Source organism: Nostoc sp. TCL240-02 (assembly GCF_013343235.1).
GTDB lineage: Bacteria > Cyanobacteriota > Cyanobacteriia > Cyanobacteriales > Nostocaceae > Nostoc.
The window spans coordinates 6,810,265-6,836,443 of the sequence record NZ_CP040094.1; the positions used below are offsets into that span (position 1 = coordinate 6,810,265).

Genomic DNA, 26,179 nt, shown 5'->3' on the forward strand with positions numbered 1-26,179 from the left:
GGAAATGGGGAATGGGGAACAGGCACAAAAACGAGTTATAGTGCCTTTGGATGTGCCGGATGAAGAAAGTGCGATCGCTCTTATAGATCGACTTCCCCAAGTTGGTTTTTGGAAAGTCGGTTTAGAGTTGTTTACCAGCACTGGCCCAAAAATTCTGGAAGTGCTGAAGTCTAAGGAAAAGCGCATCTTCCTAGATTTAAAGTTTCACGATATCCCTAACACTGTGGCTGGTGCTTGTCGTAGTGCGGCTCGTTACGGGGTAGATTTGTTGACAATTCATTCTACATCTGGTAAAGAAGCCTTGAAAGCTGCAACAGAAGCGGCACAAGAAGGGGCAGCCCAAGCGGGTGTAAAACCGCCTAAGTTAATTGCTATTAGCTTGTTAACGAGCATTTCTGCTAGACAACTGGCGTTTGATTTAAAGATTCCTCTAGAATTACCAGAATACGCCCTAGAAATGGCATTGCTGGCTCAAGATGCAGGATTGGATGGGGCAGTTTGTTCGCCCCAAGAGGCGGCACAGTTGCGAGAAACTTGTGGAGATGACTTTTTGCTAGTTTGTCCCGGCGTTAGACCAAGTTGGGCAGAAAAAGGCGATCAAAAGCGATCGCTTACTCCAGCACAAGCAATGATTGCTGGTGCAGATTATCTCGTAATTGGCCGTCCCATCACTGCTGCTACCGAACCAGAGTTAGCCTGGAAGAGGATTGCTGAGGAGTTAACCACAGTGACATGAAGCTAAGAGTCATTGAGAAACTGCGAGACAGGGTGCAGGGTGCAGGGAAGAAAAATCTTGCCTCTTCGCTTAAGAAGAAAAATTATAGTTGGCTTGTAGCTTGTGGCTTTTGGATTTTAGTATCAAATAGCTTTACTTATCCAGCGTTCTCGAAAAACCTTACCCCTAACTCTTCGGCGCTAGCAGAAAGAGAAAATATCAACGACGGGGCGAAGTCTTTCTGTACCGATCAAAATTTAGAAACATTAACTATACAATTACTCCAAGATTTACCTAGTTATACTAATCGCGCCAGTCAACGCGCTCGTCGCCTCAGCAGAAGTAGTGATATTTACAGTTATATGCTAGTGGCAGGAAGGCCTGAGTTTACTCCTCTGCCCCTTAACCTTGAAGAATATAGTGCAGATGCGTCTAAAAGCTCTGCATCAGGAGTTGAGCAAGTTTTCTTTACTACTTTGGAGCGGCAATATATAGGAAAGAAAGCGATCGAATTGCAGGAGTTCCACTGGCTGTTGTTGACTAAAACTACAACTGGTTGGCATTTAGTGATGATGTTTTCTCAAACCGGTTCCAATTCAGCACAGCAGCCATTATCCCCACCACGCGATAGTAGTAATGGCACTGTTGCCCAAGCGGTTAATACTTGGTTACGCGATTGCCAAGCTGGAAGTGTCCGACGGATGCGTGCTGTGAATGGTGGACAATGATTCCACCCAGAACTGAAGTTATGAGCTGATAGCCAAAATCCACTCAATTAGACTGAATCGATTTAGCAAAGAGAGCAGAGTTTCTTGCATATAAACGAAAAGCACTAAAAGTAGCTTTCGCAAGAGGGAGAAAGAGATTTTTATTACCCTTTTCCCTTTTCCTTACTTCTGCAAACAGTCGATTTTGCTCTCCATCAATTTACGAGCTAGATACTTGTTTTAAACAAAATAAATGTGCATCATCCAACTAGCTTGTATCAGTGTAATTGCGCCTATGCCTTTGGGAAGATTTTCAGCAAGTTTAGCCAATAAACAGCGAAAAAAAGCAGACATTATTTAAAAACAAAGGCTGGCTTGAATTTATGCGTTGTAACTCCCGTTTTTTGGCGATAACATAGAAATAAGTTTATTTCGAGCTTCTCAAACCGCCTTTGGCGTGAGTTTTTTTATGGAGATTCAATTAATCAACATCGGCTTTGGTAACATTGTGTCTGCTAACCGAGTAGTTGCAATTGTCAGTCCAGAGTCTGCCCCAATTAAGCGGATTATTACCGATGCGCGGGACAGAGGTCAACTGATTGATGCAACTTACGGTCGTCGGACTAGGGCTGTAATTATCACCGATTCCAGCCACGTAATTCTGTCAGCAATTCAGCCGGAAACGGTAGCGAATCGCTTTGTAATTTCCCGCGATCATCAAACTGTAGATAATTAACAGTAGATTATTCCTACTCCTCTTTGTACCGTATCAGCAGTACTATGTGAATTAGATAAGTTTTCTGTCACCCTTGCTACAAATTTCTTAGTCACTAGTGGACTTGGCCGGGAACACAAGACTAATGAATAATATCTATTGATTGATTCACAGGTTGAGGGGATAATGCCAGTTTTACCCATCAAGAGTAGTGCTACCACCGAAGAATGCTTACATTTAGGCAAGTTGATTGTTTTGACTGGCCCTAGTGGGGTTGGTAAAGGCACTTTAATGCGATCGCTCCTACAACGTCATCCAGAACTTTATTTTTCCGTATCCGCAACGACTCGATCTGCCCGTCCAGGAGAAATTGATGGCAAAAATTATTACTTTGTCAGCCTTAGCAAATTTGAACAATTAGTGGCTGAAGGTGAGTTTTTAGAATGGGCAGAATTTGCTGGTAACTATTACGGCACTCCCCGTGAAGCTGTACTTAACCAAATTCAATCTGGCAAGTTGGTAGTGCTAGAAATCGAGTTAGAAGGCGCAAGACAAATTCGTGCTTCCTTCCCCAGTGCCCTCAGCATTTTTATCTTACCGCCTTCTTTTGATGAATTGGAGAAACGGATACGCTCTCGCGCCCAAGACTCTGAAGAAGCGATCGCTCGTCGTTTACTCCGCGCCCAAGAAGAAATTCAAGCCGCAGAAGAATTTGATATTCAAATCGTTAATGACGATTTTGAAACTGCTTTACATGACATTGAAACGGTTTTGATAAATTTGGAGAGACGCGATTAATCGCGTCTTGTACAGGAGTGAGGAGTTAAAATTTATAACTTCTAACTCCTCACTCCTAACTTTTCATTTCTAAATTAACCAAATAAACCTTGAATTATTCCCAGGTTAATAGTCAAAAAGTAAGCAACTACTGCACCACCAATACCACCAATTAAGAAAGAACTGGCAAAGTTGTTCCAGCTTTCTTTAGAGTTAAAAGCATCTACCGGGGGATTAGGCACGGTAACGCTAGGAAGTGCTTTGGGTGGATTGCTATTAGCATACAGGGATAGACAAGCGGTGAGCAAAACCACTAAGCCGATGGCTCCCAGTAACCCAGCCAAATTAGCGTTAGCTGTATCCCGCAGTGGGCCCAATTTGGCGAAGGGGCCAAATAGCAAGTAACCATGAGCCATGCCAACTTCTAAACCGCGTCTAGCAGGAGACAGACCTGGGCGATAGGCAGGTAAGTTATTAATGAACCACTTGCTCAAGGGAGAAGCATTAACCGGGGTTTCTAGGTTGCCCAGTTGCGGATCGCGGAATGCAGGGAAAACAACTTCCCGATTTCTGGGATCGCTGGGGAGATTCTTTGATGCGTCTACAGCTTGTGCCATATTTTATGTTCGCCTCTAAATTTAAAATGGTGGCATTTTTATATTAATAATAATTGTAGCCAAAGATTTCTTTTGGCTAAGAAGTTTAGAAAAATTAATTTAGCTACTTTTAAAAGTGTGAAACTCGCGATCTGTAAACAGGATCACGAGTTTCAAAAAACTCTTTGTGCTGCCTATTTTAGTGATAATTCTGCTTAACTAAGCTGAATATATCAACATACATAATTTTAGGAAAAACACAAGAAATTTAACTGTGCTAAATTCCATTTTCCACTTATGGCAGTGGGTGGAAAAGTAAGTCTGGGAAAAAGCGGTTGAATTCAATCAAGATACCTGCTGTGATTGTCAGCCAGATGGTAGCTGCCACAGGTGCTGTGGAAATAAACTTAATAAAATATGATGATTGATCGCCTTTGTCTGCCATGAATTTAGTCTCCAAAACGAATGAATTAGTTAAGCTGAATTTAGCGTGGGGAAACAGGGATTTCTGAATCCTTGGCTGCTAATTTACCAGAGAGTAATTCTTGGACTGCTGCTGCTGGCCAAGCAAAACCGGTGGCGATTATAGGTAGTGCCAAACCAAGATCGATTTGGATTTCTTTGAGTTCAGTGTCAGATTCCTTTTTGATTGCTTGCAAGTAGGCACGACCTACCCAACCAATCCAACCAGCAATATATAAAAACAGAATGCTGGGAATCAAAAAGTCACCAGCCCGATCTAGACGACCATCAACAATTAAGTGAGGGTAGCCTTCAGGGCCGCACAGCGCCTGAGAATAACGCTCAAACCGCTTTTTCCCAGATTGGGGATCGGCGGTAGTATTGCGGGCATTAGCTGCTAGCTCTTGAAAAGCGGGATTGTCCTTGCACGGTGTCAAATTAGCCCCTAAAGCTTGTGCTGGGGAGGCAAAATTGAACCAAAGACAAATCGCTAACATCAAAGCAAACAATCGTCGCATAGAGTTGTTTCCTTTTATTACAAAACAAGAAGTTCTTTGTACAAAACGAAGCGGCTTGTACAGCTGTTTATTTGCATAACTAGGAAGTCATCATACTCTTGGGTGGGAACCGAGTAAAGTTCAAGTAAATAAAAGTTAAAGCTTCTCAACCAAAATTGAGTTCTGAGTAGTGAGTGCTGAGTGCTGAGTGCTGAGTAAAGAATTGTTGTAGGGTAGTAAAGAAGCAAAGATTTTCTGTCTGTTACTCAGGACTCCAGACTCAGCACTGATTACTCTCAATGACAACCGTTTTAGCAATAGAAACTAGCTGTGATGAAACTGCCGTCGCAATTGTTAACAATCGTAAAGTTTGTAGCAGTATTGTCGCCTCGCAGATTCCAGTCCATCAGCAGTATGGTGGGGTAGTGCCGGAAGTCGCATCTCGCCAGCATTTGGAAACGATAAATGTTGCGATCGCACAAGCTTTAGAGCAAGCCCAGCTAGGCTGGGGACAAATTGACGCAATTGCCGCCACTTGTGCGCCTGGACTCGTAGGAGCGCTCTTGGTGGGGTTAACTGCTGCCAAAACCCTAGCAATGGTACACAAAAAGCCATTTTTGGGAGTTCATCACCTCGAAGGTCACATTTATGCAACTTACTTGAGCGAATCAAGTCTAAATCCCCCTTTCTTGAGTTTATTAGTTTCTGGCGGACATACAAGCTTGATTTTCGTCAAAAATTGTGGTAATTACGAAACACTGGGGCAAACCCGTGATGATGCTGCGGGTGAAGCCTTTGATAAAGTGGCGCGATTATTAAAGCTAGGTTATCCCGGTGGGCCAGTAATTGACAAGTTGGCACAACAAGGAAATCCCCAAGCCTTTGCTCTCCCAGAAGGAAAAGTTTCTTTACCTGGCGGTGGGTTTCATCGTTATGATGCGAGTTTTAGTGGGTTAAAAACGGCTGTATTGCGTTTAGTGCAGCAACTAGAAAAAGATGGTGGACAAGTGCCAGTGGCAGATGTAGCAGCTAGCTTTCAGGAAACCGTAGTGCGATCGCTAACCAAAAGAGCGATCGCCTGTGCCCTAGACTATGGTCTAGATACAATTGCCATTGGTGGCGGTGTAGCAGCTAATAGTGGGTTGAGAAAAAACCTCCAAGCTGCCGCCGTTAAACATAACCTCCGCGTCCTATTCCCGCCTCTGAAATTTTGTACCGATAATGCCGCTATGATCGGCTGTGCCGCCGCCGATCATCTATCTCATGGTCATACGTCGCCCCTCACACTAGGCGTTGAGTCTAGGTTAGCGCTGACCCAAGTGATGAAGTTATATCACCCTATTGAGTAGTTATTGGTCCTTGTAACCACCAATGACTAATGACTAATGACTAATGACCAATGCCTAATTCCCAATAACTAATCACTAATGACTATCGACCGAATGCGATCGGCCACTTCATCCGGCTGTTCCAACATAGCCAGATGTCCACAATTAGGAATTTCCAGAACATTGTCACCACAGTATTGGAACAGTCTGTGAAAGCTAGCTAAATGGCGTACATACTTGGGTTCCATAACCTTATCCTCAGCACCAGCCAAAAAATAAACTGGCTGCTTCAGTTGGGATACTAGCTCAGGTAAACGATTGATTTCTTCCTCCGTTGTGGAATCTAACAGAGTTCCTAACGCTGCCTCTGGGTCAGCCACAACGAAATCAATCAGCCTCTGACGTGCCCAATGGCGGTCTAAAGGACGCACTACACTGGCTCTCGTAAACAGCAAATCAATCAAAGGCACTTGGGAGAGCCAACGCGGGCGGACTTGCAAAAATTTCTGACCCGCCGAGCGAAACTGCTCAAAGGCTTCTTTGAGGTAAATACCACCGCCAGCATTAATACAGATAACTCCCTTAACACACTCAGGTATTTGATCTGCTCCCCAAAGAGCGATCGTACCTCCCAAGGAGTGACCAATTAGCCAAGCACTAGTAATATTCAACTGTTTTAGGAGAATGGCTAAATCCTGAGCATAAGCAACAGGAGTATAAAGAGAATCGATTGGTGAGCCAAGCCCACTATTCGAGATGGGCATCAGACTCAGAGACGCTTGTGCCCGACTAAAATCGGTTTGTACCTGGGACTGGGATTCACCAAAACCCCGCAAATCATAGGAAAGGCACTGCAAATCATCTGATAGGCGGGAAATCACAGGTTGCCAATATTCACGGCTATTGAGCCAACCGTGAATAAATACTAAAGCGTGGGGGCAGGAAGTGGGAGCCGTTAGCTCGTATGCGTGTGGAACGCCCAAGATTTCGATAGTTGCCATGTTTATATCGTACCCCGAAGGGTGGGTGCGACTAAATACGGAATAGGAAGAGAGACGTGATTAATCGCGTCTGTACAGGAGTTAAGAGTTAGGAATTGTTAATTTTTAATTACGAATTACATTAGCCAAGCGGGGCGTAGCCCATTACGAATTACTTAACTCATAACTCCTCACTTTTCTCATTTCCCCAGCAACCTCTGTCGCACTCCTTCGGCAATTTTGTGACCGAGATATTCAGGAATAAGGCTTTCATTTGGCCCCAATAAGTAGAGAATTAGCCGTGTACGTCCACGCCAAACCAATAAATTGGCATTGACTACCAGCAGGTCTTCCTGCCAGATGGCATACATCACTTTGTAGAATAATCCTGGTTGATTATCGGCTTCAATCACCAAGGCAGGGAGATGAAAGACCGGATCGACATAGAACTCAGTTTGTACCTGCTCTAAGCCAGTATCAAGATTAAATTCTACAGCCAGCATCTCTTCTACCTCAAATCGACCTCCTAAAGCCTCGCGGATGGCACGACAGACATTTTCTGCGGTTTTCTCGGTCAAGGCTTTACTACCACGAGATACCAACAATTTGATAAAAACTAACATTGGTGGACGGATCTGACCGTATAGGCTCAGACCGTGAATAGTCAACCCATAAGCTGCTAGTACACCAAAAATATCGCTGAGGAGAAAAGACTGGTTACGGTAAGCAAAATGCAAAGCACTTTTACTACCTTCCGGTTTCAGTTCAATCACAGCGCGTCTAGTTTTATACAGACGGTAGGCTAATCGCAAATTTTGCAGTTGAATCTCACTGCTGACGAATTGCTCATAAAACTGGGGAAACGCTCGGTTAAAGCGCTTTAGAAGTTCCAGTGTTGAAGATTTTAAACCAGAAGCCATTGTTAAGGGTAAGACTCGCTTGCTTTCATCACCTGGGGACTAGGGAAAAATTTTCCCAAATACTCAATCTCTTGTATACAATTCACTCCTAAGCTAACCTGCATTTAAGCTCCATACGAGCAATTATCAGGATTTGGTTTTCCATATTAAATTTTGCATTCTAAGCAGAGACTTCTGACCATCATAACTTCGGTGTTCAATTCCTTTAGCCAACAAGAGGATGAGTCAATAGAAAATGATTTTGAATTTTGAATTACTTTATATCCTTACTTTTGGGGAATTTCTCCTAGCCTTTACAACAAAATGCTAAAGTTGAAAATGATTGGTGTGAAACACGCTCTAAATAGCTGTTACCATTGCAAATCCCGAAAACAACCGAAAAATTTTGAGTGTAAGGGGTAGCAAATGGAGCTAGCTATGTCAGACGTGAATCAACACTCCTGAGAGTGGAAATCAATTTAGTTATACTACCCGAACCACGTTGGCATGGGTTTTTGGAAAACTTGGTTTAGTACTCCTGAATCTGTAGCGACAACTAGGACAAACCCCTTTGAAGAACGTGTGGATGCTGCGGGCAACTCCAACCCCAGCAGCATTAGCGAAGCTTCTTCAAAGGAAACTCGCATCGTCTTCAGTACGGAGCGAGATATTGACCTGTATGAGCTAGAAGAACTCTGTGATGCAGTTGGTTGGTCGCGTCGTCCTCTAAGAAAAGTGAAAAAAGCTATTGAGCATAGTTTTCTTGTCGCCTCAATGTGGCAGGTGAGAGGAAACCAAAAGCGGCTCATTGGTTTTGCCCGCGCTACCTCAGATCACGCGTTTAATGCCACTATTTGGGATGTGGTGGTTCACCCAGACTTTCAAAGTCAAGGACTGGGTAAAGCACTGATGAAATACGTTCTCAAAAAACTGAGAAGTGAAGAAATTAGTAATGTCACTCTCTTTGCAGATCCCCATGTTGTAGATTTCTACCGGACTATGGGGTTTATGGCTGATCCAGAAGGCATTAAAGGCATGTTCTGGTATCCTCACTAGCGCTCAATCAAAATAAAACCCGATCCGATTTGCATGAGAAAATCTATTGTCTTGATGTAGTTTTGAAAGGTTCAGCCGACAAGGGCGCAAGTATATATCTTGTAGAACTAAGTCGGCAAAAAACCTTTATCAGTGTAAAAATCTAATCTATCTTGTTCTTGGCAAAGGAAAAAAGATTAGGCATAAGCCGTATGATGTGATATAATAACCTTAATGCTTTTGGAAAAGCGCGATCGCTTTAATGGGAAACTAAAACCAAAGTCCCAAAAGTAGATGAGTATAACCGGGATGTAGCGCAGCTTGGTAGCGCGCCTGCTTTGGGAGCAGGATGCCGCAGGTTCAAATCCTGTCATCCCGATTTAAGTAATATGTTTAATAGCTAAAGTAAATTGACAAAGTTTACTTGCTACGCAATGCAATTAAATTGTACGTTTTTACGGATAATCGCAATTTTCCTGTTATGGTGTTGGATTGAATGTTGAAGCTTAACGAGCAAATTTCACCCTGAAGCGGTAAGATATTGCTGATACTGGACTTTGTATCGATTTGAGAAGATATTAAAGCAAGCGCAGATGGAACGATTGATTAAGTAATAGCGTCACCCGATATTAGAGAAAGCCGATAGAATGGCATTTATCATATCTAAGGTCGAGAGACTAAGAAACTTTTCACCGTTTGAGAAGACATATAGTAGGCATCTACAGCATTTCGTGGTGAATAGCAAAGCAAAATCGAGAAGAACACAACTTTAGTACTGTCGATTTGTGAAAACGATACTATAGCAACCATCAATACTTGGGGAATATTGGATTTTGACCGTTGACGCTTAACCTGAACCTCAACGCGCACAATGAATTTTTTCCAACTCAAATAGATTGCTATATAACTAAAGCTAGTTGGTGCTGTGCAAATCCAACCATTTGTTTAATTTAATTAGATTATTGATGCGAGGAGCAGTCATGAAATCATTTATCCGCTTGGGCGCAACATTAGGTATAGCTGGCAGTGTATTTTTAGCGGGACTTTCAGGAATAGGCAATTTACCGGGAATAGGCAATCTAGAGGCGGTAGCGTTGCCACAAGATCAGATAGTGAAAAAGCTCCAAGAAGTACCTGTATTCACCCTTACTAACCCTAAAGGTGAATTCGTAGTTCTTTCGAGGAAAAACAACGCGTCCAAGCCGATCTCACAAGTAGGATTTTTTATTAGCAAGCAAGATGCTCAAAAATTCCTTGATAATCGGCTCAAAAAAGAAAATCCCCAATTGGCAAGCACTTTACAGGTGAGACCTTTATCCCTGGCAGACTACTATAAAATAGTCCAAGAAAGCAAAAAGAAATCAGACTCTGTAATTTATACTTTAGTCCCGACGCAAGCACAGGTAGCTTCAGCAACAAGTATGCTGAATCAAAATGGTAAAAAAGGGGAGCAATTCAATGGGATTCCTTTATTTGTACCCAAATTTAAGAAAGATAATAGCTATTTGACCATTCCCTTAGCAAAAGGCAACGAGCGGTACATCCCATTCTTTTTTGAAAAAGAGCAAGCAGTGGCTCTGTTAGACCAATTCAAAAAAGCCGTGCCCAAGGAAGCAGAGAACACTGAAATTCAGGTAGTGGATTTGTACGGTGTTATGGAGGCTCTCAATAGCAGCACCGACCCTAGTATCAATAAAATTGTTTTGTATCCATCACGGGAGTCCATCAATTTTATTCGCTCACTTGCGCCGAATCAATCCCCAGCTGCTGCACCTGCTCCGAAAAAATAACGGTTATGTACTCCAAGGTTGAGGCATGGGGGAGAAGCATCTGATAGTTTCTGGTTTACAACTTTGGCAGTGGCGAAATGCAGCCCTTGAAGCAGCGATCGCCACTAATGTCCCAACAATGGAGGTAGATTGGCTACTCTTAGAAGTTGCTGGGTTAGACCGCTTGGCACTGCGTTTGGAGTCTTTTAAAAACTGGCCGCAAATTCAGCTGCAATTACCTCTCGAAAAGTTAGACCAGCTATGGCAAAGGCGATTAAACGATCGCTTACCAGTGCAGTATATTGCCGGAGTGACACCTTGGCGTAACTTTCAAATTGCGGTGTCAAGTGCCGTTTTGATTCCCAGACCAGAGACAGAGAGCTTAATTGATTTAGCTTTAGCAGCAGCTAGCGGTGTATCAGGACATTGGGCAGATTTAGGTACTGGCAGTGGAGCGATCGCCATCGGATTAGCAGATGTCTTGCCAAAAGCAACAATTCATGCAGTTGATTATAGTTTAGAAGCCCTAGCGATCGCCCAAACCAACGCCGATAATTTGGGTTTTGCTGACCGGATTAAATTTTATCAAGGTTCTTGGTGGGAGCCACTAGCATTTCTCAAAGGTCAGTTTAGTGGTATGGTATCGAACCCTCCTTATATACCCACCAGCACCTTACCTACACTGCAACCAGAAGTAGTTAACCATGAACCACATCTAGCTTTGGATGGTGGCGGTGATGGCTTAGATTGCATTCGCCATTTGATAGAAAGTTCTCCCAGTTATTTACAATCTGGCGGTGTATGGTTAATTGAGATGATGGCAGGGCAGGCGGATGCAGTGCGAGAACTTTTGCAAAATCAAGGTAGCTATTGTAAGATTCAAATTCACGCTGATTTAGCTGGAATTGAACGCTTTGCCCTGGCCTACAAAAGTTAGGAAATAGGGTATGGAGCATAGGGCATAGCGCATAGGGAAAATGCTCCATACTCTATACCTGTACCCATAAAAATGACACAAGTTTCTTTAACAAATCTAATAGCTGGCGCACAGGCTGGTCTTTTGGTAAGCTTTCCTACTGATACTGTTCCTGCACTTGCGGCGATACCAGAAAAAGCTGGGTTAATTTTTACGGCGAAGCAACGCAGTCAAGACAAACCTTTAATTTTGATGGCTGCTAGTGCTGAAGATTTGTGGCTCTATGTTAAAGGTAGTGAAAACGAGTATAAAGTTTGGCAAGAACTAGTTGAGAAACATTGGCCAGGAGGGCTGACATTAGTTTTGCCAGCAAGTGAACGATTGCCAAAAGTTATGAACCCTATCGATCCAACGACAATTGGTATTCGAGTCCCGAACAGTGCGATCGCTCGAACTATTTTGGCGCAAACAGGCCCCCTTGCTACCACTAGCGCTAATTTTTCCGGTCAGCCACCTTTGCAAACGATGGCACAAATTGAGACTCAGTTTCCCCAGGTTTTGACTCTAACAACGACAGAATGTCAGGGTGAAACAGCAGCAATGGGTATACCTTCCACCGTTGCGAAATGGACAGGCATAAATTGGCAGATTTTACGACAAGGTGCGATAAAGTTAGATATTTCGAGTGATAACCAAATATAGGTAGTTATAATGTTGTTTTCCTGATTTTCACAACAGAGAAATCTGGAACTTTAGGCTGCGCTGTTGTGGTCAATTAACAAGTTAATAACTGCCAAATTATGAATTGGAGCAACTGGATATATCTAGGAGCAGGACTCGCACTAGGTATAATTTTCTATCGGTTATTTGTGCTATGGCTACGCCCGCCGCAGGCATCAGCAAATGTTTCATCTAGCTCATCCCTAATAGCGCCATTAGAGCAAGAGGAGATGCCACCGATATCACAACAGCTACAGCAAACGCAGTTGGCATACTTTATGGCAAGGGAAATGAGCCAGTTTAAAGCTGGTTTTTTGGCACGAACTACCCATGAATTGCGATCGCCTCTCAATGGTTTGATTGGCTTACATCAATTAATTTTGTCAGATTTATGTGAAGATCCGGCTGAAGAACGAGAATTTATTGGCCAAGCTCACGAACGAACGCTGAAGCTACTCAAGCTGATAGATGAAATTCTCACCGTTGCGAGAACGGAACACGGTACTAATAAATTAGATATTCAGCCTCGACCGTTAGCGCAAATTTTGGAAGATGTTCATAAATTAACTTATATGCTGGCGGCTAATCGCAATTTTCCCTTGCAATTGTTACCCGCCGATCCAGAAATTTATGTTTTAGCAGATTATCTCTGGCTCCGCCAAATATTGATTAGTTTAATAGACACTGCCATTACTCAAATGGAGGAAGGCAGTATTTGTATTTCTAGCAATATCTTACCTACAAATAATTTTGTAACAATTTGGCTGGATGTTCCAACTCATGCCATACCCTCGAGCGAGCCGATTGATTTGCTCAAATCTGACGAGCAGCAGATCCAGATTGATCAAAAGGCTGCTCTTTCTCCAGGAATGAGGTTATTAATCAATCAGACTTTAGTGGAAGTTATGGGAGGAAAGTTAGAAATTTTGCCTTCGACCATTGCCAAGGAACCACATCAGGAGATTACCAGACTACAAATCTCTATCCCCCTAGTGATTCCTGAAGCTGAACTTCTGTAGCAGCAACAAAAACATGGTTAGCTAGGTTGTGTAGCACCATTGTAGTGGTGGTGTTGGTTTGAAAACCCATCTTTTCGTAGAAGCCCTGCTGGTGAGTAGTCATCAGATAAACGCGCTCAACCCACCTCATGCGGGGATGACACAAAACGGTTTCTAATAACTTGCTTCCCAACCCACTACTTTGATACTCTGGATGAATGACAACATCCCAAATTGTGGCGCGATATATGCCATCAGATGTTGCTCTAGCAAAGCCAATAAGTCGATCGCTATCCGAGACATAAATCACTGGTTCACTATTGGCAATGGCTATACCTAAATCTTCAATACTGCGTCCCTTTGCCCAGAAAGCTGAAACGTTTAACAGTTCTTGGAGTTGGTAAAGGTCAATTTCAGATTTGCGTTCGCTAAATTGAATCTGAGACTCGTTCATTTATGGCATCCACTTTTGGCAATATCTTTGTATATTTAAGCCATATTTTGCTAAAAATTGCTGTACGTGTATATGTATATGCAACGAGAAAGAAAAATTAATGACAAACCCACTTCCACAGAGGATGACTTGGCCCCTGCTGACGTATTCGATAAACTTGTTTTTCTAAACGTTGTTTTTCCGACTTTGGAAGTCCAAATAAGATATTCCGACTTTGCCAAACTAAAACAGCAGCAGTCATCCCAATGCAAAAGGCTAAACCGAAGGTAGACAGTGGATGGTAGAAGAGTCCATATCGCACCGCTACCCAGGTAAAATATTGTTCCCACAGAGAAATTTCTGCACGTAGACCCCACAAGCTAACAGGCCCAATGGTGAGCCACAAACAGCCGACAAACAGCCATCTACCGTATAATGTCAGCTTATGTAGCCTTTGTACTTGTTGAATAAAGGATGCGTCAGAGTTCTCAAATTCTGGATTAGGGATTAATGGTTCTTCAGGTTGATCCATAGAAGAATAAAATTCCAAAGCATAGGTGAGCAATTTAAAATGCTTTAACCCAATTGTGAAATGCACACAAGTTTAACTATCTTGAGAACTGGCGGATGTATCAATCGGCTCTACGCTTTCTACCACTTGGGATTCATCCCTTTCTCGCCACCATGTAAGGAGAGTACTGGCGATGAAAATACTCGAATAAGCTCCCATTGTGAAGCCAATAATCAAAGCTAGGGAAAAGTTTCTCAGTGTTTCTCCGCCAAATAGAAAGATCGCAGTTAATGTCAGCAAAACGGTTAAGGTCGTGTTGATTGATCTTGTCAGAGTTTGGTTAACCGCATCATCAACAATTTCGGCAATCGGGTGTTCAGGATTGATTTTAATGGTTTCCCGAATGCGATCGTAAATCACCACTGTGTCGTTGACTGAAAAACCTGTGATGGTCAGTAAGGCGACGATAAAAAGGCTATCTACTTCGATGCCCGCTACCAAACCCAAAATTGAAAAAGCCCCAACTGTGATCAAGATATCGTGAAATAGGGCAACGATCGCAAACACAGCATAATCTAACTGAAAGCGGAAGCTCATATAGATAGTAATACCAATGAAGGAAACTATCAGAGCTAATATCCCAGACCTCAACAGTTCTTTTCCCAGGGTAGGGCCAACAGAGTCAATTTGATTTTTTTGCGGATCAAAAACCCCAATTTCTTCGCTTAAAGCATTTTGCAACTTGGTGCGCTGATCGACAGTCAAATCTTTTGTGCGAATTAGTACACCATTTTCTGCACCATTTTCCGAAATAAGTTGGATGCTGCTATCAGCTAGTCCCTGCGCTTTTGCTACTTCCCGGACAGCGTTGATATCAATTGGTTTGTCACAATTGCCTGGTTTGGTGCAATCTCGGACAAACTGTAACCTTGTACCACCGATAAAATCTAAACCAGGGCGTAAGGGGGCGTGAATATTGGGTTGTTGCCAAGAAATCACCATTGAGATGATACCGGCAAGAATAATCGCAACAGAAATAGCCCACCAAAGCGATCGCGATTTGTTAATACTCAGTTTCATGGAGTCACCTCTGCCTTATTCGATGTTGGCAGGTTTGGACAGAAAAGTTCTGTCTTCCGCAAGGAATGAATTGAAATTGCCAAAAACAGCAATGTCCGACTACAAGTAATTGCGGTAAACATACTCACAGCCACCCCCAAAGCTAAGGTAAGAGCAAAACCTTTGACTAAACCAGACCCCAGCCAAAACAGGGCAGCACAAGCAATCCATGTAGTGACGTTGCTATCTAAAATACTAGAAAATGCTCGGTAAAAACCAGATTCTACAGAACGATACAGAGATTTACCTGCTCGTAATTCTTCACGTGTCCGTTCAAAAATTAGTACATTAGCATCAACCGCCATCCCAATACTGAGGATAAAACCAGCAATTCCCGGCAAAGTTAGGGTAACGCCCAATAAAGCAAAGGTTGACCAAGTTAAGAGGGAATAGATCACTAGTGACACATCCGCAATCAATCCTGGTAGTCGATAGTAAACCACCATGAATATTAATACTAAAGTCAGACCACCAACTCCAGCATAAATACTACTTTGAATACTATCTTTACCTAATGTTGCCCCTACTGTCCGCCTTTCTGCGATTTCTACTGGTACGGGTAATGCACCACCACGTAGCTGTACACCCAAGTTATTAGCTTCTTGTGCGGTAAATCTTCCTGTAATTACGGCAGAGCCGCCAGTAATACCTGCGGCGGCAAATTCTATACCCACGGTAGGAGCGCTGATCAGTTCATTGTCTAGAAAAACACCTATACTTCGCCCAGTACCGGCGAGATTTTTCGTCAAATTGGCAAACAGTTCACCACCCTTTTGGTCGAAGCGAATGGTAACGTGCCAGTTGTTACCTTGAGTGGGTTCACCATAAGCATCCTTGAGGTATTTGCCACCTAGTGGTGGATTAGTACTTTCAAACAATTCTGCGATCGCTTGATTACTTTTTTGTAAATCTTCTTGATTTTTGACAATTGCTGCTTTGTCAGTACTCTTTCTCAACTCTTCTTGCTTGACTTTCAATTCGGCTCTAGATGTTTGGAAAGCACGCAGTTGAATTTCTGTATTTGGCTTTTGGGTACGAAATTCTAACTGTGCTGTACCGCCTAACACCCGTTCGGCTTGCTCTGGATCGTTAACCCCTGGTAGTTGCACCAATATTTTATCTGCGCCGACTGTTTGGATCAGTGGCTCAGAAACACCCAAACCATTAATCCGGCCTTCGACAACTTTCTTCACACCTTCCAATTCTCGTTCGGTGATTTTGGGAATTTCTGCTGATGGTTTCACCTGAATTGTTAGCTGTGAACCTCCCCGCAAGTCCAGTCCCAGGGGTATCGGAATTGTCGCAATCACCGTAAAAGCGGCGATTATCATGACTAAAATCAAAATTAATAGCGATCGCTGTCTTTGCATACCATAACTCGCAACTGACAAACGCTATAATAGCGCTCTTTTGAGGAGTTAGGGCATTGGGAATTGGTAATTGGGCATGAATAAGAGACAAGGTAGACAAGGAAGAGGGGGGAGACAAGGGAGAGACTTATTCAATAATTCCCTCTTGTCCCCTTGTCCCCTTGCTCCCCAGTCCCTATTCCTTAGACTCGCAATGCCACCATTTTTTCCACAGCTTCCACGATTTGCTCTGGTTGGATGATTGTTAGTCGTTCCAGATTGCCGTTGTAAGGCGTGGGTATATCTTGAGAAGAAAGCCGCAGTACTGGCGCATCTAATTCATCAAATAAGCGATCGTTTATTGAGGCGATGACTTCTGCTCCGATACCCGCAGTTCGCATTGATTCTTCCACAACAATGACTTTATGGGTTTTACGTACTGATGCACCGATTGTATCAAAATCCAATGGTTTAAGGGATATTAAATCAATAACTTCTGGATCGTAACCTTGTTTTTCAAGTGTTTTTACTGCTTGCAGCACATGATGCCGCATCCGAGAATAAGTGATAATTGTGACATCCTTTCCTTGGCGCACAACTTCGGCTTTATCTAAGGGTAGTAAATATTCTTCTTCTGGTAAATCTTCTTTCAAGTTGTAAAGCAAAACGTGTTCAAAGAACAACACGGGATTATCATCGCGGATAGCTGATTTTAGTAGTCCTTTGGCGTTTCTTGGTGTCGAGCAGGCAACAATCTTCAATCCTGGTACAGCTTGGAAGTAAGTTTCTAATCGTTGGGAATGTTCTGCACCTAGCTGCCTTCCTACACCACCAGGGCCGCGAATTACCATCGGAATTTTAAAGTTACCGCCGGAAGTATAGCGCAGCATCCCAGCGTTGTTGGATATTTGGTTGAAGGCGAGCAATAAAAAGCCCATATTCATGCCTTCGATGATGGGACGCAACCCTGTCATGGCTGCCCCTACTGCCATACCAGTGAAGCTATTTTCAGCGATGGGGGTGTCTAGAATGCGGAGTTCGCCATATTTTTGGTACAGGTCTTTGGTAACTTTGTAGGAACCGCCGTAGTGTCCTACGTCTTCACCGAGAACGAATACGCTGGAGTCACGGGCCATTTCTTCATCAATGGCTTCGCGTAAGGCGTTGAAGAATAGTGTTTCTGCCATTTAGACCTTTTAGTACGATTATGGTTTTAGAATTTTATCGTGCTGCTGTCGCAAATACGGTGAGCGATCGCACTAGTTAGAGATTGGGTTTTTTAAACGAACTGCCCCAAACATAGAGCGAGTAATTGCCATAACTATATCAAAGCTATTTAATTTAGATTTTAGATGTTTTATGAGCTTGATGAGCGATCGCCTCTCACTCTGGCAAATCTGCTGATTTATTTATGTAATAAGACGCAAAGCCAACGTATAAAATACATTTAAAGCTTCCTGATTGAAAAATACCAATTTAATGTCAGGTTTTTTAGAAGATAAGTATCCTCGGCAAAACCCGCCATCAAATTGACTAAACAAAATATATCAATCAAATTTTAGGAATTTTAGCTAGTGCTGTCCTCTGAAAAAACTATAATCAAGTAGCGATCGCATCCCTAAAACACCCGCTCAAAAGGCTTTTTCCGATAACGCCGATAAATATCAAAATCACTGTCCAAAGTAGCGATTGCAGCAATATCCAAACGCTCTGAAATGACAATCAAGGATAAATCTGCAAAATCCCCTGGTAAATCTCTGTACTGAGTATTTAACTCAGCAATGCGCGAAAAATCTTGCGGCAATATTTGCTCACACTCGTAGAGTTGTTTAGCAACATCTAGAAGAAACTCGTTTTGTGTACGCCAATCAAAGTTGAGCAACCACACCACTTCTGCAATACAAATGGGCGTAGTCACCAGCCTAGAAGTACACTTTTCAAAGAAGCGACGCACCTGTTGGTGATACTGATCTCTGGCGCTGTAGTACGCAAACAAAAACCCGCTATCCGCAAGTATAAGCGGATAGTAGGTCATGGATGGCGCTTGTTAAGATATTGAGCGATCGCTTTTTTACGGTTTGAGCGTTCCGATAAATCCGTTGGTGCATTTTGTAGCAGATGTTCAGGGTGTGCACCTCGCCTCTCTAGCAAGGTTTTACCCGCTTGTAAGGTTAGCCAGCGTTCAGCAATTAAGCGTCGGATCAATTCACTCTTTTCCATTTGCTCGTGAGCCAAAATATCGGCTAGCTGCCGTTCTGTTTCTTCGTCCAGCCTGACACTGAGCATAACTTTTATCATACTTGCAATACACGTATGACAAGTATAACGCGGATTAGTTAGATTTTTTTTGAATTTTGCACCAGCCAAACCCAAAATACAAAGAATCTCACGCCTAAACACCAAAACACAACTCTGCGTCTTCGCGCCTCTGCGTGAGATTTACCCCTAAATTAGTATTCAATATGCCTAGCTTACTTCAACCATCGCGCCGCATCTTTGGCATGGTAGGTCAAAATCAAGTCTGCACCAGCCCGTTTAAACCCAGTTAAAGTTTCCATAACCACGCGCTCTTCATCTATCCAACCGTTGAGAGCCGCAGCTTTCACCATCGCATACTCGCCAGAAACATTGTAAGCCGCAACGGGTAAGTTACTCGCTTCCTTCACGCGCCAGATAATATCCATGTATGCCAAGGCTGGCTTAACCATAAGCATATCAGCACCTTCGGCGACATCCAAGTCAATCTCTTTAATTGCTTCGCGGGCGTTACCTGGGTCCATTTGATAAGTTCGTCTGTCGCCAAATTGCGGTGTCGAGTCTGCGGCATCGCGAAATGGGCCATAATAACCCGAAGCATACTTAGCAGCATAAGACAAAATCGGCGTGTCTTGAAATCCTGCTTCATCCAAACCCTGACGAATTGCTTGCACAAATCCGTCCATCATCCCTGAAGGCGCAATGATATCGGCACCGGCTTTGGCTTGAGAAACTGCTGTTTTCTTCAACAATTCCAAAGTTGGGTCATTTAAAACTCGTCCTGTCAAATCACCAACTTGTAAATAACCACAATGACCGTGGCTAGTGTACTCACACAAACAAGTATCAGCAATTACAATCAAATCTGGCACTGCTGCTTTTACCGCCGTCGCTGCTTTTTGGACGATACCGCAATCATGCCAAGCACCAGTTGCATCTACATCTTTATCAGCCGGAATCCCAAATAAAATAATAGAAGGAATTCCTAAGTCGTAAACTTCTTTTGCTTCTTCAACGATTTTATCTACCGAAAGTTGGTAGACTCCGGGCATGGATTTCACCTCATTAGCGATTCCCTCACCTGGTACGGCAAATAATGGGTAAATTAAATCGCTTGTTGTTAAAACAGTTTCACGAACCATCCGGCGCAGTTGGGGATGAGTACGCAGACGACGGGGGCGGTGTGTAGGAAACATAAAATTTTATGAAGAAAAACAACGCAGATGGACACAAAATAAAGCGTCACAAAAGCAGGCTAAAATTTTCCTGCCGTCAGACAGACTACAAACAGTGCTTAACTGTCCTTTGCCCTACTCTTAATCAAGTTGTGGGGCAATTTTGTATTCTACAGCTTGGTTGCACCTATCCAACGGACTGGGAAAAAAACGACATAATAAGCAATTCAAAATTCAAAATCGTCAGACCTTCTGTTGGCAAAATCCTGACGATTGCTTGTGTGCATCAAGGCACAACAGCTTAATAAAAATAACTAACAATTCCCAATGCCCAATGATAATTTCTTCTAAAGAAATCGGAAAATGTAGGGATAACGGAAGGGTATATCAGGATTGCTGAAAACTCCGATAAGCGCCCAAATTGTTAATCCCCAGTGTAATAGATATCCCAGACCAGCTAGTGGCCCCAATAATAATAGAGGTAGCACTAACCAACCGAATAGAAAAAACAGCGCTCCCAGAATTGCACCATAAAACCAGACATTAAAGTGAAAATTGATGGATTCTTTAGCGTTTTCTTTAACAACAGGATCGTCAGATACAAGGAGTATGGTGATAGGGACACCTACAGATACCAATGTTGTGCTGAAAAAAATCGCTCCATGCGACAAGGCTGATAGAAGCTTTCGCTTGTCTGTGTCGTACATTGCTTTCTCCTCTTTAGTTAGATTGTTGGTTATACTACGACCCTATCACGAGCATCGTTGTCTTAAGATTAAAAGACTTGCCAGAGTCAAAAAAAATTAAGCTAGCTAACAAACAAATACAATTATGTCTACTGAACTTCAGTCTGAACTTATTCAAGCGGTTGAACTGCGCCGCAACTTTGCGATTATATCTCACCCCGATGCGGGTAAAACGACACTAACAGAAAAGCTACTCCTGTACGGAGGTGCAATTCACGAAGCTGGGGCGGTTAAGGCACGGCGGGCACAGCGTAAGGCTACCTCTGACTGGATGGCGATGGAGCAACAACGGGGTATTTCTATTACCTCTACGGTATTGCAATTTGAATACCAGAAGTGTCAAATCAATTTATTAGACACTCCCGGACACCAAGATTTCAGTGAAGATACTTATCGCACTCTCGCCGCCGCCGATAATGCAGTGATGTTGATTGACGCGGCAAAAGGTTTGGAACCCCAAACCCGCAAATTGTTTGAAGTGTGTAAGTTGCGGGGTATCCCGATTTTTACATTTATCAACAAGCTCGATCGCCCCGGAAGAGAACCTTTAGAACTGTTAGATGAAATTGAGCAAGAATTGGGGTTGCAAACTTATGCAGTCAACTGGCCGATTGGTATGGGCGATCGCTTTAAAGGTGTTTTTGACCGACACAAGCAACAAATACACCTGTTTGAACGCAGTGCCCACGGTAGCCGAGAAGCCCGTGATACGATAGTAGAATTAGGCGATCCGAGAATAGAAGAACAGCTAGAACAAAGCCTGTACTACCAACTGAAAAATGATTTAGAACTCCTAGAAGGAGTTGGGCCAGAACTAGATTTGCAGTTGGTACACGAAGGCAAAATGACACCTGTGTTCTTTGGTAGTGCCATGACCAACTTTGGGGTAGAGTTATTCCTCAAGTATTTCCTCGAATATGCCCTTAAACCCGGTTCTCATTACAGCAGTGTGGGTGAAGTCGCTCCTACATACCCGGAATTTTCGGGGTTTGTCTTCAAGTTACAAGCGAATATGGATCCGAAACACCGCGATCGCGTCGCATTTATCCGGGTCTGTACTGGTAAGTTTGAAAAAGATATGATGGTGAATCACGCTCGCATTGGTAAACTCATCCGTCTATCTCGCCCGCAAAAACTCTTTGCTCAAGAGCGAGAATCGATTGATGTGGCTTATCCTGGCGATGTGATAGGTTTGAACAATCCCGGTGTTTTTGCGATCGGGGATACAATTTACACGGGACAAAAGCTCGAATATGAGGGGATTCCGTATTTTTCGCCGGAACTGTTTGCATCTCTGAGGAATCCCAACCCCTCGAAGTCTAAACAATTCCAAAAAGGCGTTGCGGAATTGCGAGAAGAAGGTGCTGTGCAAATTATGTATTCAACTGATGAAGCCAAGCGCGATCCCATTTTGGCGGCGGTGGGTCAGTTGCAATTTGAAGTAGTGCAGTTTCGCTTACAAAACGAGTATGGTGTAGAAACCATATTAGATTTATTGCCCTACAGTGTCGCCCGTTGGGTTGAGGGTGGTTGGGAAGCATTGGAAAAGGTGGGACGAATATTCAATACCACTACAGTTAAAGACAGCATGGGACGGCCAGTGTTGCTATTCCGTAATGAATGGAATTGTCAACAGTTACTGGGCGACCATCCAGAGTTAAAATTAAGCGCGATCGCTCCAGTATTTTCTAGTCAACAACCAGTGGAGGGATGAAGAAGAATACAGAATCCAGAATCCAGAATTCAGAGAAGACTCAACTGAATTCTGACACTTGATTTCTGCATTCTTGCTTGATCAATTCACTTAGACAAGCAAAACTCGGGCGCGGTTGAGTTCCACGGCATCCGAGGTTCGCGCTTTCGCACAAACGTGGATCACCTAGAAGAGATTGGAGTGCCAGAATTTGTATGCCTTCACATGCCAAACCGTCTTTGGAGGCTGGTTTAATTGCCCTCAAGCAGGGAAATTACCAAACAGCGATCGCTCAACTAGAACCTATTGCTAGCAGCCAAAGCAATGGTACTGCTAGCTTACAAGCCCAGGTTGGTTTAGTGATGGCTTATGCTCGCACTGGCGAAGTTTCCCAAGCGATCACTATTTCCCAGAATCTCATTGAGAGTAACAATCCGCAAGTTCAAGAGTGGGCAACACGCGCTCTCGAACACCTGACAAAACGTAAGAAACGCGATCAAGAATCAAAAAATGTCGAAACTGGATTTGTAGCGTTTGATAACTCAACTCCAGATCCTCCTCCAGATTCTCCCCCAGTTACCCTTCCGGTAAACCATACATTAGAGGAAAAGCCAGAAGAGCAAGTAATAGAAACCAAGAGCGACGACACCCCGCCGATGGTGCCACTACCTAAACTCAAAGCTACGGTAGCTACACCATTACCACCACCTGCTGCACCTTTAAACGGTTTCATGGGTTCTGTTACCCGCACCCAAGCTAAATTATTTGGTGTTATTTATTGGCGACAAGCACAACGCGCCAAAGCATGGCAACCCCTACGTAAACCGAAATTAATTCCTTTACGGCTGCTGACAGCAGGAACATTCATTGCACTATTTTGGTTGATGCGAGAAATCCTCAAGTTCGCAATGGGATTGATCAACCTGACTTTAGTCAAACTACCTTATCTGGAGCCAGTACAGCTTTTATACAGCAACCCTACTAACTTGTTACTAATAGTATTGGTGATTTTGATCGGAGTATCACCTTGGTTACTGGATCTGCTACTGGCGAACTTATATGGTCAGCGAGAATTTCCCAAAGATGTATTGAATGCCCATAGCCGGGAAGCTGTGCGGGTGCTACAACGTTGTTGTCAACAGCGCCACTGGCCGTTACCCAAACTGCGGATCTTGCCAATGGCTGCACCAATTATCCTGACCTACGGTAGTTTACCACGTAATGCCAGGATTGTTGTGAGTCAAGGGCTATTAGAGCAATTGGCAGATGATGAAATCGCGATTATTTACGCTACGCAGCTAGGGCATATTGCTCACTGGGATTTTTCTGTAATGTCTTTGTTGCTGCTGGTGACACTACCAATTCATCAGCTTTATCAGCAAATATCAGAGTTTGGAGACAAAATATCAGGGATTTGGCGCTGGCCGGTGACAATTGTGGCTAGTCTCGTTTATGGACTTTGGGGTTTGTTAACTGGGACTGGATTGTGGTTGTCGCGGTTGCGGCTTTATTATAGCGATCGCGTCGCATCTGAAATCACCGGTAATCCCAACGCCTTGATTCGCGCTTTACTCAAAATTTCCATTGGCATTGCAGCTGATATCCAAAAACAGGAACAAACGAGTTGGCAACTGGAAAGCTTAAATCTCCTGACACCAGTTAGCCACCAACAGAGCCTTTCTTTGGGCACTATTGCCAGCAATTTATCTTTTGAATCATTTTTGAAGTGGGATACCGCCAATCCCTATCGTCAATGGTTTACGATTAATAATAGTCATCCTTTGATGGGCGATCGCATCGAACGCCTTTGTAAAATAGCCCGTCACTGGCATCTAGACACCGAACTACATTTTGCTAGCGAACCATCAAGGGTGAAGCGTCAGTCTTTCTTATTACAAATCGCTCCCTGGTTAGGAATTCCTTTAGGGATTCTGTTTGCAGCTTTGGTCTGGTTAACCTGGCAACTAGCATTTGCACTCAAGTTTTTGAATCTAAAGTGGATATATGAAGATTGGTCTTTCATTACAGGCTGCCTTCTAATTGGCTTTAGCGTCGGTACAGTGATGCGGATTAATTCTTTTTTCCCCGATATCAAATCCCCCACCGTACAAACTGACGACTACCTACCGAACTTATTAGCTGACCCTTCTGCCTTACCTATTGATAGCGTCAGCGTGCGTCTGGTGGGCAAATTATTAGGTCGTCAAGGTACTAGCAACTCCCTAGCGCAAGATTTAATTCTGCAATCCAGCGCGGGTTTGGTGAAATTACACCACATTTCTTGGCTAGGACAGTCAGTGAATCATCAGGATTTGATCGGTCGCCAAATTATCGTCACAGGTTGGTTCCGGCGAGGAGCAACACCTTGGATCGATGTCCACACCTTAGAAACCCAAAGTGGTAAAACCATTCATAGCCCTCATCCCATCTGGTCTACTTTTTTGGCAGTTGCAGCACAGGCTTGGGGGGCATACGTTTTTCTGACTGGTTAATTATTGGGAATTGGGAATTGGGAACTTGTACTGAGCGAAGTCGTTCGCCTAGCGTCTCGCAGAGAAGTATTGGGAATTGAGAATTGGGCATTTGCAAAGGACAAAGGACAACTGACAAATGACAAACCAGAACGTAAACAAAAGTTGCAGGTTTTCTTTCAAAGTGTTACATTTATTTACACAAACAATCGCAGCCAACATAACTCAGCACTACAGCTTAGTTATGAATTCGGATGCTTTTCCCCCTCCATACCTTTTTATCCTCCCAACACAGCAGGAAACTAACCAGCCATCGGCTGGTTTTTGTTTCAAATTATGCTCCCTTGAATAAAAAAATGTGTTTTATGTTACGATGCAGTAATACTAACGTTAGAAATGTATGCGCTAAACTAGCTACGTAGAAAATACCGTGGTAATGTAAGGAATGGTATTTGATTCTGCGAAAAAGGCATGGAAGAAAGCGTGTACTTTAGCAGGCAATAGGCTATTAAATTTACAATTCTTAGAATTAAGGTGTTATTAGCTCACCATTGTGTGGGCCTTTGGATTAAAAAAGCTTGATCCCGACGAAAAACTGTATTGTATAGGTTGACAGTTTCGAGCAAAAAATTGGTTGATGGCAGTCTTGGTCAATAGCATCTATTTAAATTAAAAGCCAAAGCCAAGTGATTGTTTTCTCGCCTTGCCATGTTCATTTAACTCTGGAGGTATAGTTCATGTCCGTTCGCCTATATATAGGTAATTTGCCTAAAGAAGAAATCGATCGTCAAGATTTGCAAGCAGTTTTTGCAGCAGAAGGTGAAGCTGTAACTACTAAATTAATTAAAGACCGCAAAACTGGCAAATGTCGTGGTTTCGGTTTTCTTACCGTCAACAATGACGAACAAGCTGATGAAATCATTGAAAAATATAATGGTCAGATGTTTAAAGACACTGCCATTAAGCTAGAAAAGGCATTACCTCGGACAAAGGGTGAAGAGGGCGACGAACAAGCTCCTAAACCAGTTCACGCTGGTAGTAGTACGCCCACTCCTGCCGTTAATAGAGAAGGTAGAGAAAGTAGCCGTCGGGAGAAAAGCTCTAAAAAGCCCCGTCGTGGAGGCGGTGGCGGCGGTTCCCGCGAAAACAGCACAACAACAACTACCGATTCAGACGCTATTCGTCCAGATCCTCGTTGGGCTTCGGAATTAGAAAAGCTGAAGCAGATGCTAGCTGCACAAACTACGAATTAATCCCTATAGGGAGAGAAATTAAAAATTAAAAGTCAGAATTTTTTTTGATTTTTAATTTT

General features: G+C 43.3%; 29 protein-coding genes and 1 tRNA gene. 16 read left to right on the forward strand and 14 right to left on the reverse strand.

The window, feature by feature from the left end; all coding sequences use genetic code 11:
• The first annotated feature begins 4 nt into the window (after positions 1-4).
• From pyrF to gmk, 4 genes are all read left to right on the forward strand, one after another.
• Positions 5-736: an orotidine-5'-phosphate decarboxylase gene (pyrF, locus tag FBB35_RS29080; protein ID WP_174712525.1), complete on the forward strand. Its 732-nt coding sequence runs from the start codon at positions 5-7 to the stop codon at positions 734-736.
• A complete protein-coding gene (locus FBB35_RS29085; RefSeq protein ID WP_254625721.1) occupies positions 733-1,443 on the forward strand; it encodes a hypothetical protein in 711 nt (236 codons plus the stop codon). Before pyrF ends, FBB35_RS29085 begins: the two co-directional genes overlap by 4 nt.
• Positions 1,444-1,891: 448 nt before the next feature.
• Positions 1,892-2,158 carry an extracellular matrix/biofilm regulator RemA gene (gene remA / locus FBB35_RS29090; protein ID WP_012410221.1) on the forward strand — a complete coding sequence of 89 codons (267 nt, stop codon included), beginning with the start codon at positions 1,892-1,894 and terminating at the stop codon, positions 2,156-2,158.
• A gap of 165 nt (positions 2,159-2,323) precedes the next feature.
• On the forward strand, positions 2,324-2,935 hold the full coding sequence (gene gmk, locus FBB35_RS29095) for a guanylate kinase (RefSeq protein WP_174713815.1): 612 nt from the start codon (positions 2,324-2,326) through the stop codon (positions 2,933-2,935).
• A gap of 74 nt (positions 2,936-3,009) precedes the next feature.
• Here the strand turns inward: gmk and FBB35_RS29100 are convergent, their stop codons facing one another.
• From FBB35_RS29100 to FBB35_RS29110, 3 genes are all read right to left on the reverse strand, one after another.
• Entirely contained in the window at positions 3,010-3,531 is a 522-nt protein-coding gene (locus tag FBB35_RS29100; RefSeq protein WP_174712526.1) for a photosystem I reaction center protein subunit XI, read from the reverse strand.
• Between the two features lie 274 nt (positions 3,532-3,805).
• A complete protein-coding gene (gene psaJ, locus FBB35_RS29105; RefSeq protein ID WP_174712527.1) occupies positions 3,806-3,955 on the reverse strand; it encodes a photosystem I reaction center subunit IX in 150 nt (49 codons plus the stop codon).
• A 40-nt stretch (positions 3,956-3,995) separates the two neighbouring features.
• On the reverse strand, positions 3,996-4,490 hold the full coding sequence (locus FBB35_RS29110; protein WP_174712528.1) for a Photosystem I reaction center subunit III: 495 nt from the start codon (positions 4,488-4,490) through the stop codon (positions 3,996-3,998).
• Positions 4,491-4,768: 278 nt separating this feature from the next.
• Between FBB35_RS29110 and tsaD the strand changes: the two genes are divergently transcribed.
• A complete protein-coding gene (gene tsaD, locus FBB35_RS29115; protein ID WP_174712529.1) occupies positions 4,769-5,818 on the forward strand; it encodes a tRNA (adenosine(37)-N6)-threonylcarbamoyltransferase complex transferase subunit TsaD in 1,050 nt (349 codons plus the stop codon).
• A 68-nt stretch (positions 5,819-5,886) separates the two neighbouring features.
• On the opposite strand, the gene FBB35_RS29120 is transcribed toward tsaD, so the two are convergent.
• Both FBB35_RS29120 and FBB35_RS29125 read right to left on the reverse strand, forming a co-directional pair.
• Entirely contained in the window at positions 5,887-6,798 is a 912-nt protein-coding gene (locus tag FBB35_RS29120) for an alpha/beta fold hydrolase (protein ID WP_174712530.1), read from the reverse strand.
• A gap of 179 nt (positions 6,799-6,977) precedes the next feature.
• Positions 6,978-7,697, reverse strand: a complete 720-nt coding sequence (locus tag FBB35_RS29125; RefSeq protein ID WP_012410214.1) for a hypothetical protein — start codon at positions 7,695-7,697, stop codon at positions 6,978-6,980.
• A gap of 486 nt (positions 7,698-8,183) precedes the next feature.
• On the opposite strand from FBB35_RS29125, the gene FBB35_RS29130 reads away from it, so the two are divergent.
• From FBB35_RS29130 to FBB35_RS29155, 6 genes are all read left to right on the forward strand, one after another.
• Positions 8,184-8,732, forward strand: coding sequence for a GNAT family N-acetyltransferase (locus FBB35_RS29130; RefSeq protein WP_114081160.1), 549 nt, complete (start codon positions 8,184-8,186; stop codon positions 8,730-8,732).
• A 284-nt stretch (positions 8,733-9,016) separates the two neighbouring features.
• Positions 9,017-9,090 (forward strand) — tRNA-Pro (locus tag FBB35_RS29135).
• A gap of 601 nt (positions 9,091-9,691) precedes the next feature.
• On the forward strand, positions 9,692-10,501 hold the full coding sequence (locus FBB35_RS29140) for a Tic22 family protein (RefSeq protein WP_174712531.1): 810 nt from the start codon (positions 9,692-9,694) through the stop codon (positions 10,499-10,501).
• 25 nt (positions 10,502-10,526) lie between these two features.
• Complete coding sequence (gene prmC / locus FBB35_RS29145; RefSeq protein ID WP_174712532.1) at positions 10,527-11,417, forward strand: peptide chain release factor N(5)-glutamine methyltransferase; 891 nt, start codon at positions 10,527-10,529, stop codon at positions 11,415-11,417.
• A gap of 72 nt (positions 11,418-11,489) precedes the next feature.
• The gene (locus FBB35_RS29150; RefSeq protein ID WP_174712533.1) at positions 11,490-12,098 is read left to right on the forward strand and encodes an L-threonylcarbamoyladenylate synthase; all 609 of its coding nucleotides are present in this window, start codon (positions 11,490-11,492) and stop codon (positions 12,096-12,098) included.
• Between the two features lie 98 nt (positions 12,099-12,196).
• On the forward strand, positions 12,197-13,135 hold the full coding sequence (locus tag FBB35_RS29155; RefSeq protein WP_174712534.1) for a sensor histidine kinase KdpD: 939 nt from the start codon (positions 12,197-12,199) through the stop codon (positions 13,133-13,135).
• Here the strand turns inward: FBB35_RS29155 and FBB35_RS29160 are convergent.
• The 8 genes from FBB35_RS29160 to hemB all read right to left on the reverse strand — a co-directional run bounded on the left by FBB35_RS29160 (position 13,098) and on the right by hemB (position 19,978).
• Positions 13,098-13,568, reverse strand: a complete 471-nt coding sequence (locus FBB35_RS29160; protein ID WP_174712535.1) for a GNAT family N-acetyltransferase — start codon at positions 13,566-13,568, stop codon at positions 13,098-13,100. The two genes, FBB35_RS29155 and FBB35_RS29160, sit on opposite strands and share 38 nt — an antisense overlap.
• Before the next feature lie 97 nt (positions 13,569-13,665).
• Positions 13,666-14,079 (reverse strand): hypothetical protein, encoded by a 414-nt coding sequence (locus tag FBB35_RS29165; RefSeq protein ID WP_174712536.1) that lies wholly within the window; start codon positions 14,077-14,079, stop codon positions 13,666-13,668.
• 72 nt (positions 14,080-14,151) lie between these two features.
• A complete protein-coding gene (secF, locus tag FBB35_RS29170; RefSeq protein WP_174712537.1) occupies positions 14,152-15,138 on the reverse strand; it encodes a protein translocase subunit SecF in 987 nt (328 codons plus the stop codon).
• The gene (secD, locus tag FBB35_RS29175; protein WP_174713816.1) at positions 15,135-16,547 is read right to left on the reverse strand and encodes a protein translocase subunit SecD; all 1,413 of its coding nucleotides are present in this window, start codon (positions 16,545-16,547) and stop codon (positions 15,135-15,137) included. The genes secF and secD overlap by 4 nt, the downstream gene beginning before the upstream one ends.
• 182 nt (positions 16,548-16,729) lie before the next feature.
• On the reverse strand, positions 16,730-17,713 hold the full coding sequence (locus tag FBB35_RS29180; RefSeq protein WP_012410204.1) for an alpha-ketoacid dehydrogenase subunit beta: 984 nt from the start codon (positions 17,711-17,713) through the stop codon (positions 16,730-16,732).
• A 431-nt stretch (positions 17,714-18,144) separates the two neighbouring features.
• On the reverse strand, positions 18,145-18,561 hold the full coding sequence (locus tag FBB35_RS29185) for a type II toxin-antitoxin system VapC family toxin (protein ID WP_174712538.1): 417 nt from the start codon (positions 18,559-18,561) through the stop codon (positions 18,145-18,147).
• Positions 18,558-18,812, reverse strand: coding sequence for a hypothetical protein (locus FBB35_RS29190; RefSeq protein ID WP_174712539.1), 255 nt, complete (start codon positions 18,810-18,812; stop codon positions 18,558-18,560). The genes FBB35_RS29185 and FBB35_RS29190 overlap by 4 nt, the downstream gene beginning before the upstream one ends.
• Before the next feature lie 185 nt (positions 18,813-18,997).
• Complete coding sequence (gene hemB / locus FBB35_RS29195; RefSeq protein WP_174712540.1) at positions 18,998-19,978, reverse strand: porphobilinogen synthase; 981 nt, start codon at positions 19,976-19,978, stop codon at positions 18,998-19,000.
• A gap of 8 nt (positions 19,979-19,986) precedes the next feature.
• Between hemB and FBB35_RS29200 the strand changes: the two genes are divergently transcribed.
• A complete protein-coding gene (locus FBB35_RS29200) occupies positions 19,987-20,262 on the forward strand; it encodes a hypothetical protein (protein WP_174712541.1) in 276 nt (91 codons plus the stop codon).
• Positions 20,263-20,304: 42 nt separating this feature from the next.
• Here the strand turns inward: FBB35_RS29200 and FBB35_RS29205 are convergent, their stop codons facing one another.
• Positions 20,305-20,664 (reverse strand): DUF4870 domain-containing protein, encoded by a 360-nt coding sequence (locus tag FBB35_RS29205; protein WP_174712542.1) that lies wholly within the window; start codon positions 20,662-20,664, stop codon positions 20,305-20,307.
• A 124-nt stretch (positions 20,665-20,788) separates the two neighbouring features.
• Between FBB35_RS29205 and prfC the strand changes: the two genes are divergently transcribed.
• From prfC to FBB35_RS29225, 4 genes are all read left to right on the forward strand, one after another.
• On the forward strand, positions 20,789-22,417 hold the full coding sequence (gene prfC / locus FBB35_RS29210) for a peptide chain release factor 3 (RefSeq protein ID WP_174712543.1): 1,629 nt from the start codon (positions 20,789-20,791) through the stop codon (positions 22,415-22,417).
• 194 nt (positions 22,418-22,611) lie between these two features.
• Complete coding sequence (locus tag FBB35_RS29215; RefSeq protein ID WP_174712544.1) at positions 22,612-24,888, forward strand: M48 family metalloprotease; 2,277 nt, start codon at positions 22,612-22,614, stop codon at positions 24,886-24,888.
• A 3-nt stretch (positions 24,889-24,891) separates the two neighbouring features.
• Complete coding sequence (locus FBB35_RS29220) at positions 24,892-25,173, forward strand: hypothetical protein (protein WP_174712545.1); 282 nt, start codon at positions 24,892-24,894, stop codon at positions 25,171-25,173.
• A gap of 431 nt (positions 25,174-25,604) precedes the next feature.
• Positions 25,605-26,120 carry an RNA-binding protein gene (locus FBB35_RS29225; RefSeq protein ID WP_174712546.1) on the forward strand — a complete coding sequence of 172 codons (516 nt, stop codon included), beginning with the start codon at positions 25,605-25,607 and terminating at the stop codon, positions 26,118-26,120.
• Positions 26,121-26,179: the final 59 nt, after the last annotated feature.

What these genes read in the sequence shown, in the direction of transcription:
- FBB35_RS29200 (WP_174712541.1), top strand. Translation starts at nt 19,987, where the DNA reads ATGAAGAAAAACAACGCAGATGGACACAAAATAAAGCGTCACAAAAGC.
- FBB35_RS29160 (WP_174712535.1), bottom strand. Translation starts at nt 13,568, where the DNA reads ATGAACGAGTCTCAGATTCAATTTAGCGAACGCAAATCTGAAATTGAC.
- psaJ (WP_174712527.1), bottom strand. Translation starts at nt 3,955, where the DNA reads ATGGCAGACAAAGGCGATCAATCATCATATTTTATTAAGTTTATTTCC.
- pyrF (WP_174712525.1), top strand. Translation starts at nt 5, where the DNA reads ATGGGGAATGGGGAACAGGCACAAAAACGAGTTATAGTGCCTTTGGAT.
- prfC (WP_174712543.1), top strand. Translation starts at nt 20,789, where the DNA reads ATGTCTACTGAACTTCAGTCTGAACTTATTCAAGCGGTTGAACTGCGC.
- remA (WP_012410221.1), top strand. Translation starts at nt 1,892, where the DNA reads ATGGAGATTCAATTAATCAACATCGGCTTTGGTAACATTGTGTCTGCT.
- FBB35_RS29140 (WP_174712531.1), top strand. Translation starts at nt 9,692, where the DNA reads ATGAAATCATTTATCCGCTTGGGCGCAACATTAGGTATAGCTGGCAGT.
- FBB35_RS29215 (WP_174712544.1), top strand. Translation starts at nt 22,612, where the DNA reads ATGCCTTCACATGCCAAACCGTCTTTGGAGGCTGGTTTAATTGCCCTC.
- FBB35_RS29150 (WP_174712533.1), top strand. Translation starts at nt 11,490, where the DNA reads ATGACACAAGTTTCTTTAACAAATCTAATAGCTGGCGCACAGGCTGGT.
- FBB35_RS29100 (WP_174712526.1), bottom strand. Translation starts at nt 3,531, where the DNA reads ATGGCACAAGCTGTAGACGCATCAAAGAATCTCCCCAGCGATCCCAGA.
- FBB35_RS29125 (WP_012410214.1), bottom strand. Translation starts at nt 7,697, where the DNA reads ATGGCTTCTGGTTTAAAATCTTCAACACTGGAACTTCTAAAGCGCTTT.
- FBB35_RS29180 (WP_012410204.1), bottom strand. Translation starts at nt 17,713, where the DNA reads ATGGCAGAAACACTATTCTTCAACGCCTTACGCGAAGCCATTGATGAA.
- hemB (WP_174712540.1), bottom strand. Translation starts at nt 19,978, where the DNA reads ATGTTTCCTACACACCGCCCCCGTCGTCTGCGTACTCATCCCCAACTG.
- FBB35_RS29225 (WP_174712546.1), top strand. Translation starts at nt 25,605, where the DNA reads ATGTCCGTTCGCCTATATATAGGTAATTTGCCTAAAGAAGAAATCGAT.
- secF (WP_174712537.1), bottom strand. Translation starts at nt 15,138, where the DNA reads ATGAAACTGAGTATTAACAAATCGCGATCGCTTTGGTGGGCTATTTCT.
- FBB35_RS29185 (WP_174712538.1), bottom strand. Translation starts at nt 18,561, where the DNA reads ATGACCTACTATCCGCTTATACTTGCGGATAGCGGGTTTTTGTTTGCG.
- FBB35_RS29165 (WP_174712536.1), bottom strand. Translation starts at nt 14,079, where the DNA reads ATGGATCAACCTGAAGAACCATTAATCCCTAATCCAGAATTTGAGAAC.
- FBB35_RS29205 (WP_174712542.1), bottom strand. Translation starts at nt 20,664, where the DNA reads ATGTACGACACAGACAAGCGAAAGCTTCTATCAGCCTTGTCGCATGGA.
- FBB35_RS29120 (WP_174712530.1), bottom strand. Translation starts at nt 6,798, where the DNA reads ATGGCAACTATCGAAATCTTGGGCGTTCCACACGCATACGAGCTAACG.
- FBB35_RS29085 (WP_254625721.1), top strand. Translation starts at nt 733, where the DNA reads ATGAAGCTAAGAGTCATTGAGAAACTGCGAGACAGGGTGCAGGGTGCA.
- FBB35_RS29110 (WP_174712528.1), bottom strand. Translation starts at nt 4,490, where the DNA reads ATGCGACGATTGTTTGCTTTGATGTTAGCGATTTGTCTTTGGTTCAAT.
- FBB35_RS29130 (WP_114081160.1), top strand. Translation starts at nt 8,184, where the DNA reads ATGGGTTTTTGGAAAACTTGGTTTAGTACTCCTGAATCTGTAGCGACA.
- FBB35_RS29155 (WP_174712534.1), top strand. Translation starts at nt 12,197, where the DNA reads ATGAATTGGAGCAACTGGATATATCTAGGAGCAGGACTCGCACTAGGT.
- gmk (WP_174713815.1), top strand. Translation starts at nt 2,324, where the DNA reads ATGCCAGTTTTACCCATCAAGAGTAGTGCTACCACCGAAGAATGCTTA.
- prmC (WP_174712532.1), top strand. Translation starts at nt 10,527, where the DNA reads ATGGGGGAGAAGCATCTGATAGTTTCTGGTTTACAACTTTGGCAGTGG.
- secD (WP_174713816.1), bottom strand. Translation starts at nt 16,547, where the DNA reads ATGCAAAGACAGCGATCGCTATTAATTTTGATTTTAGTCATGATAATC.
- FBB35_RS29190 (WP_174712539.1), bottom strand. Translation starts at nt 18,812, where the DNA reads ATGCTCAGTGTCAGGCTGGACGAAGAAACAGAACGGCAGCTAGCCGAT.
- tsaD (WP_174712529.1), top strand. Translation starts at nt 4,769, where the DNA reads ATGACAACCGTTTTAGCAATAGAAACTAGCTGTGATGAAACTGCCGTC.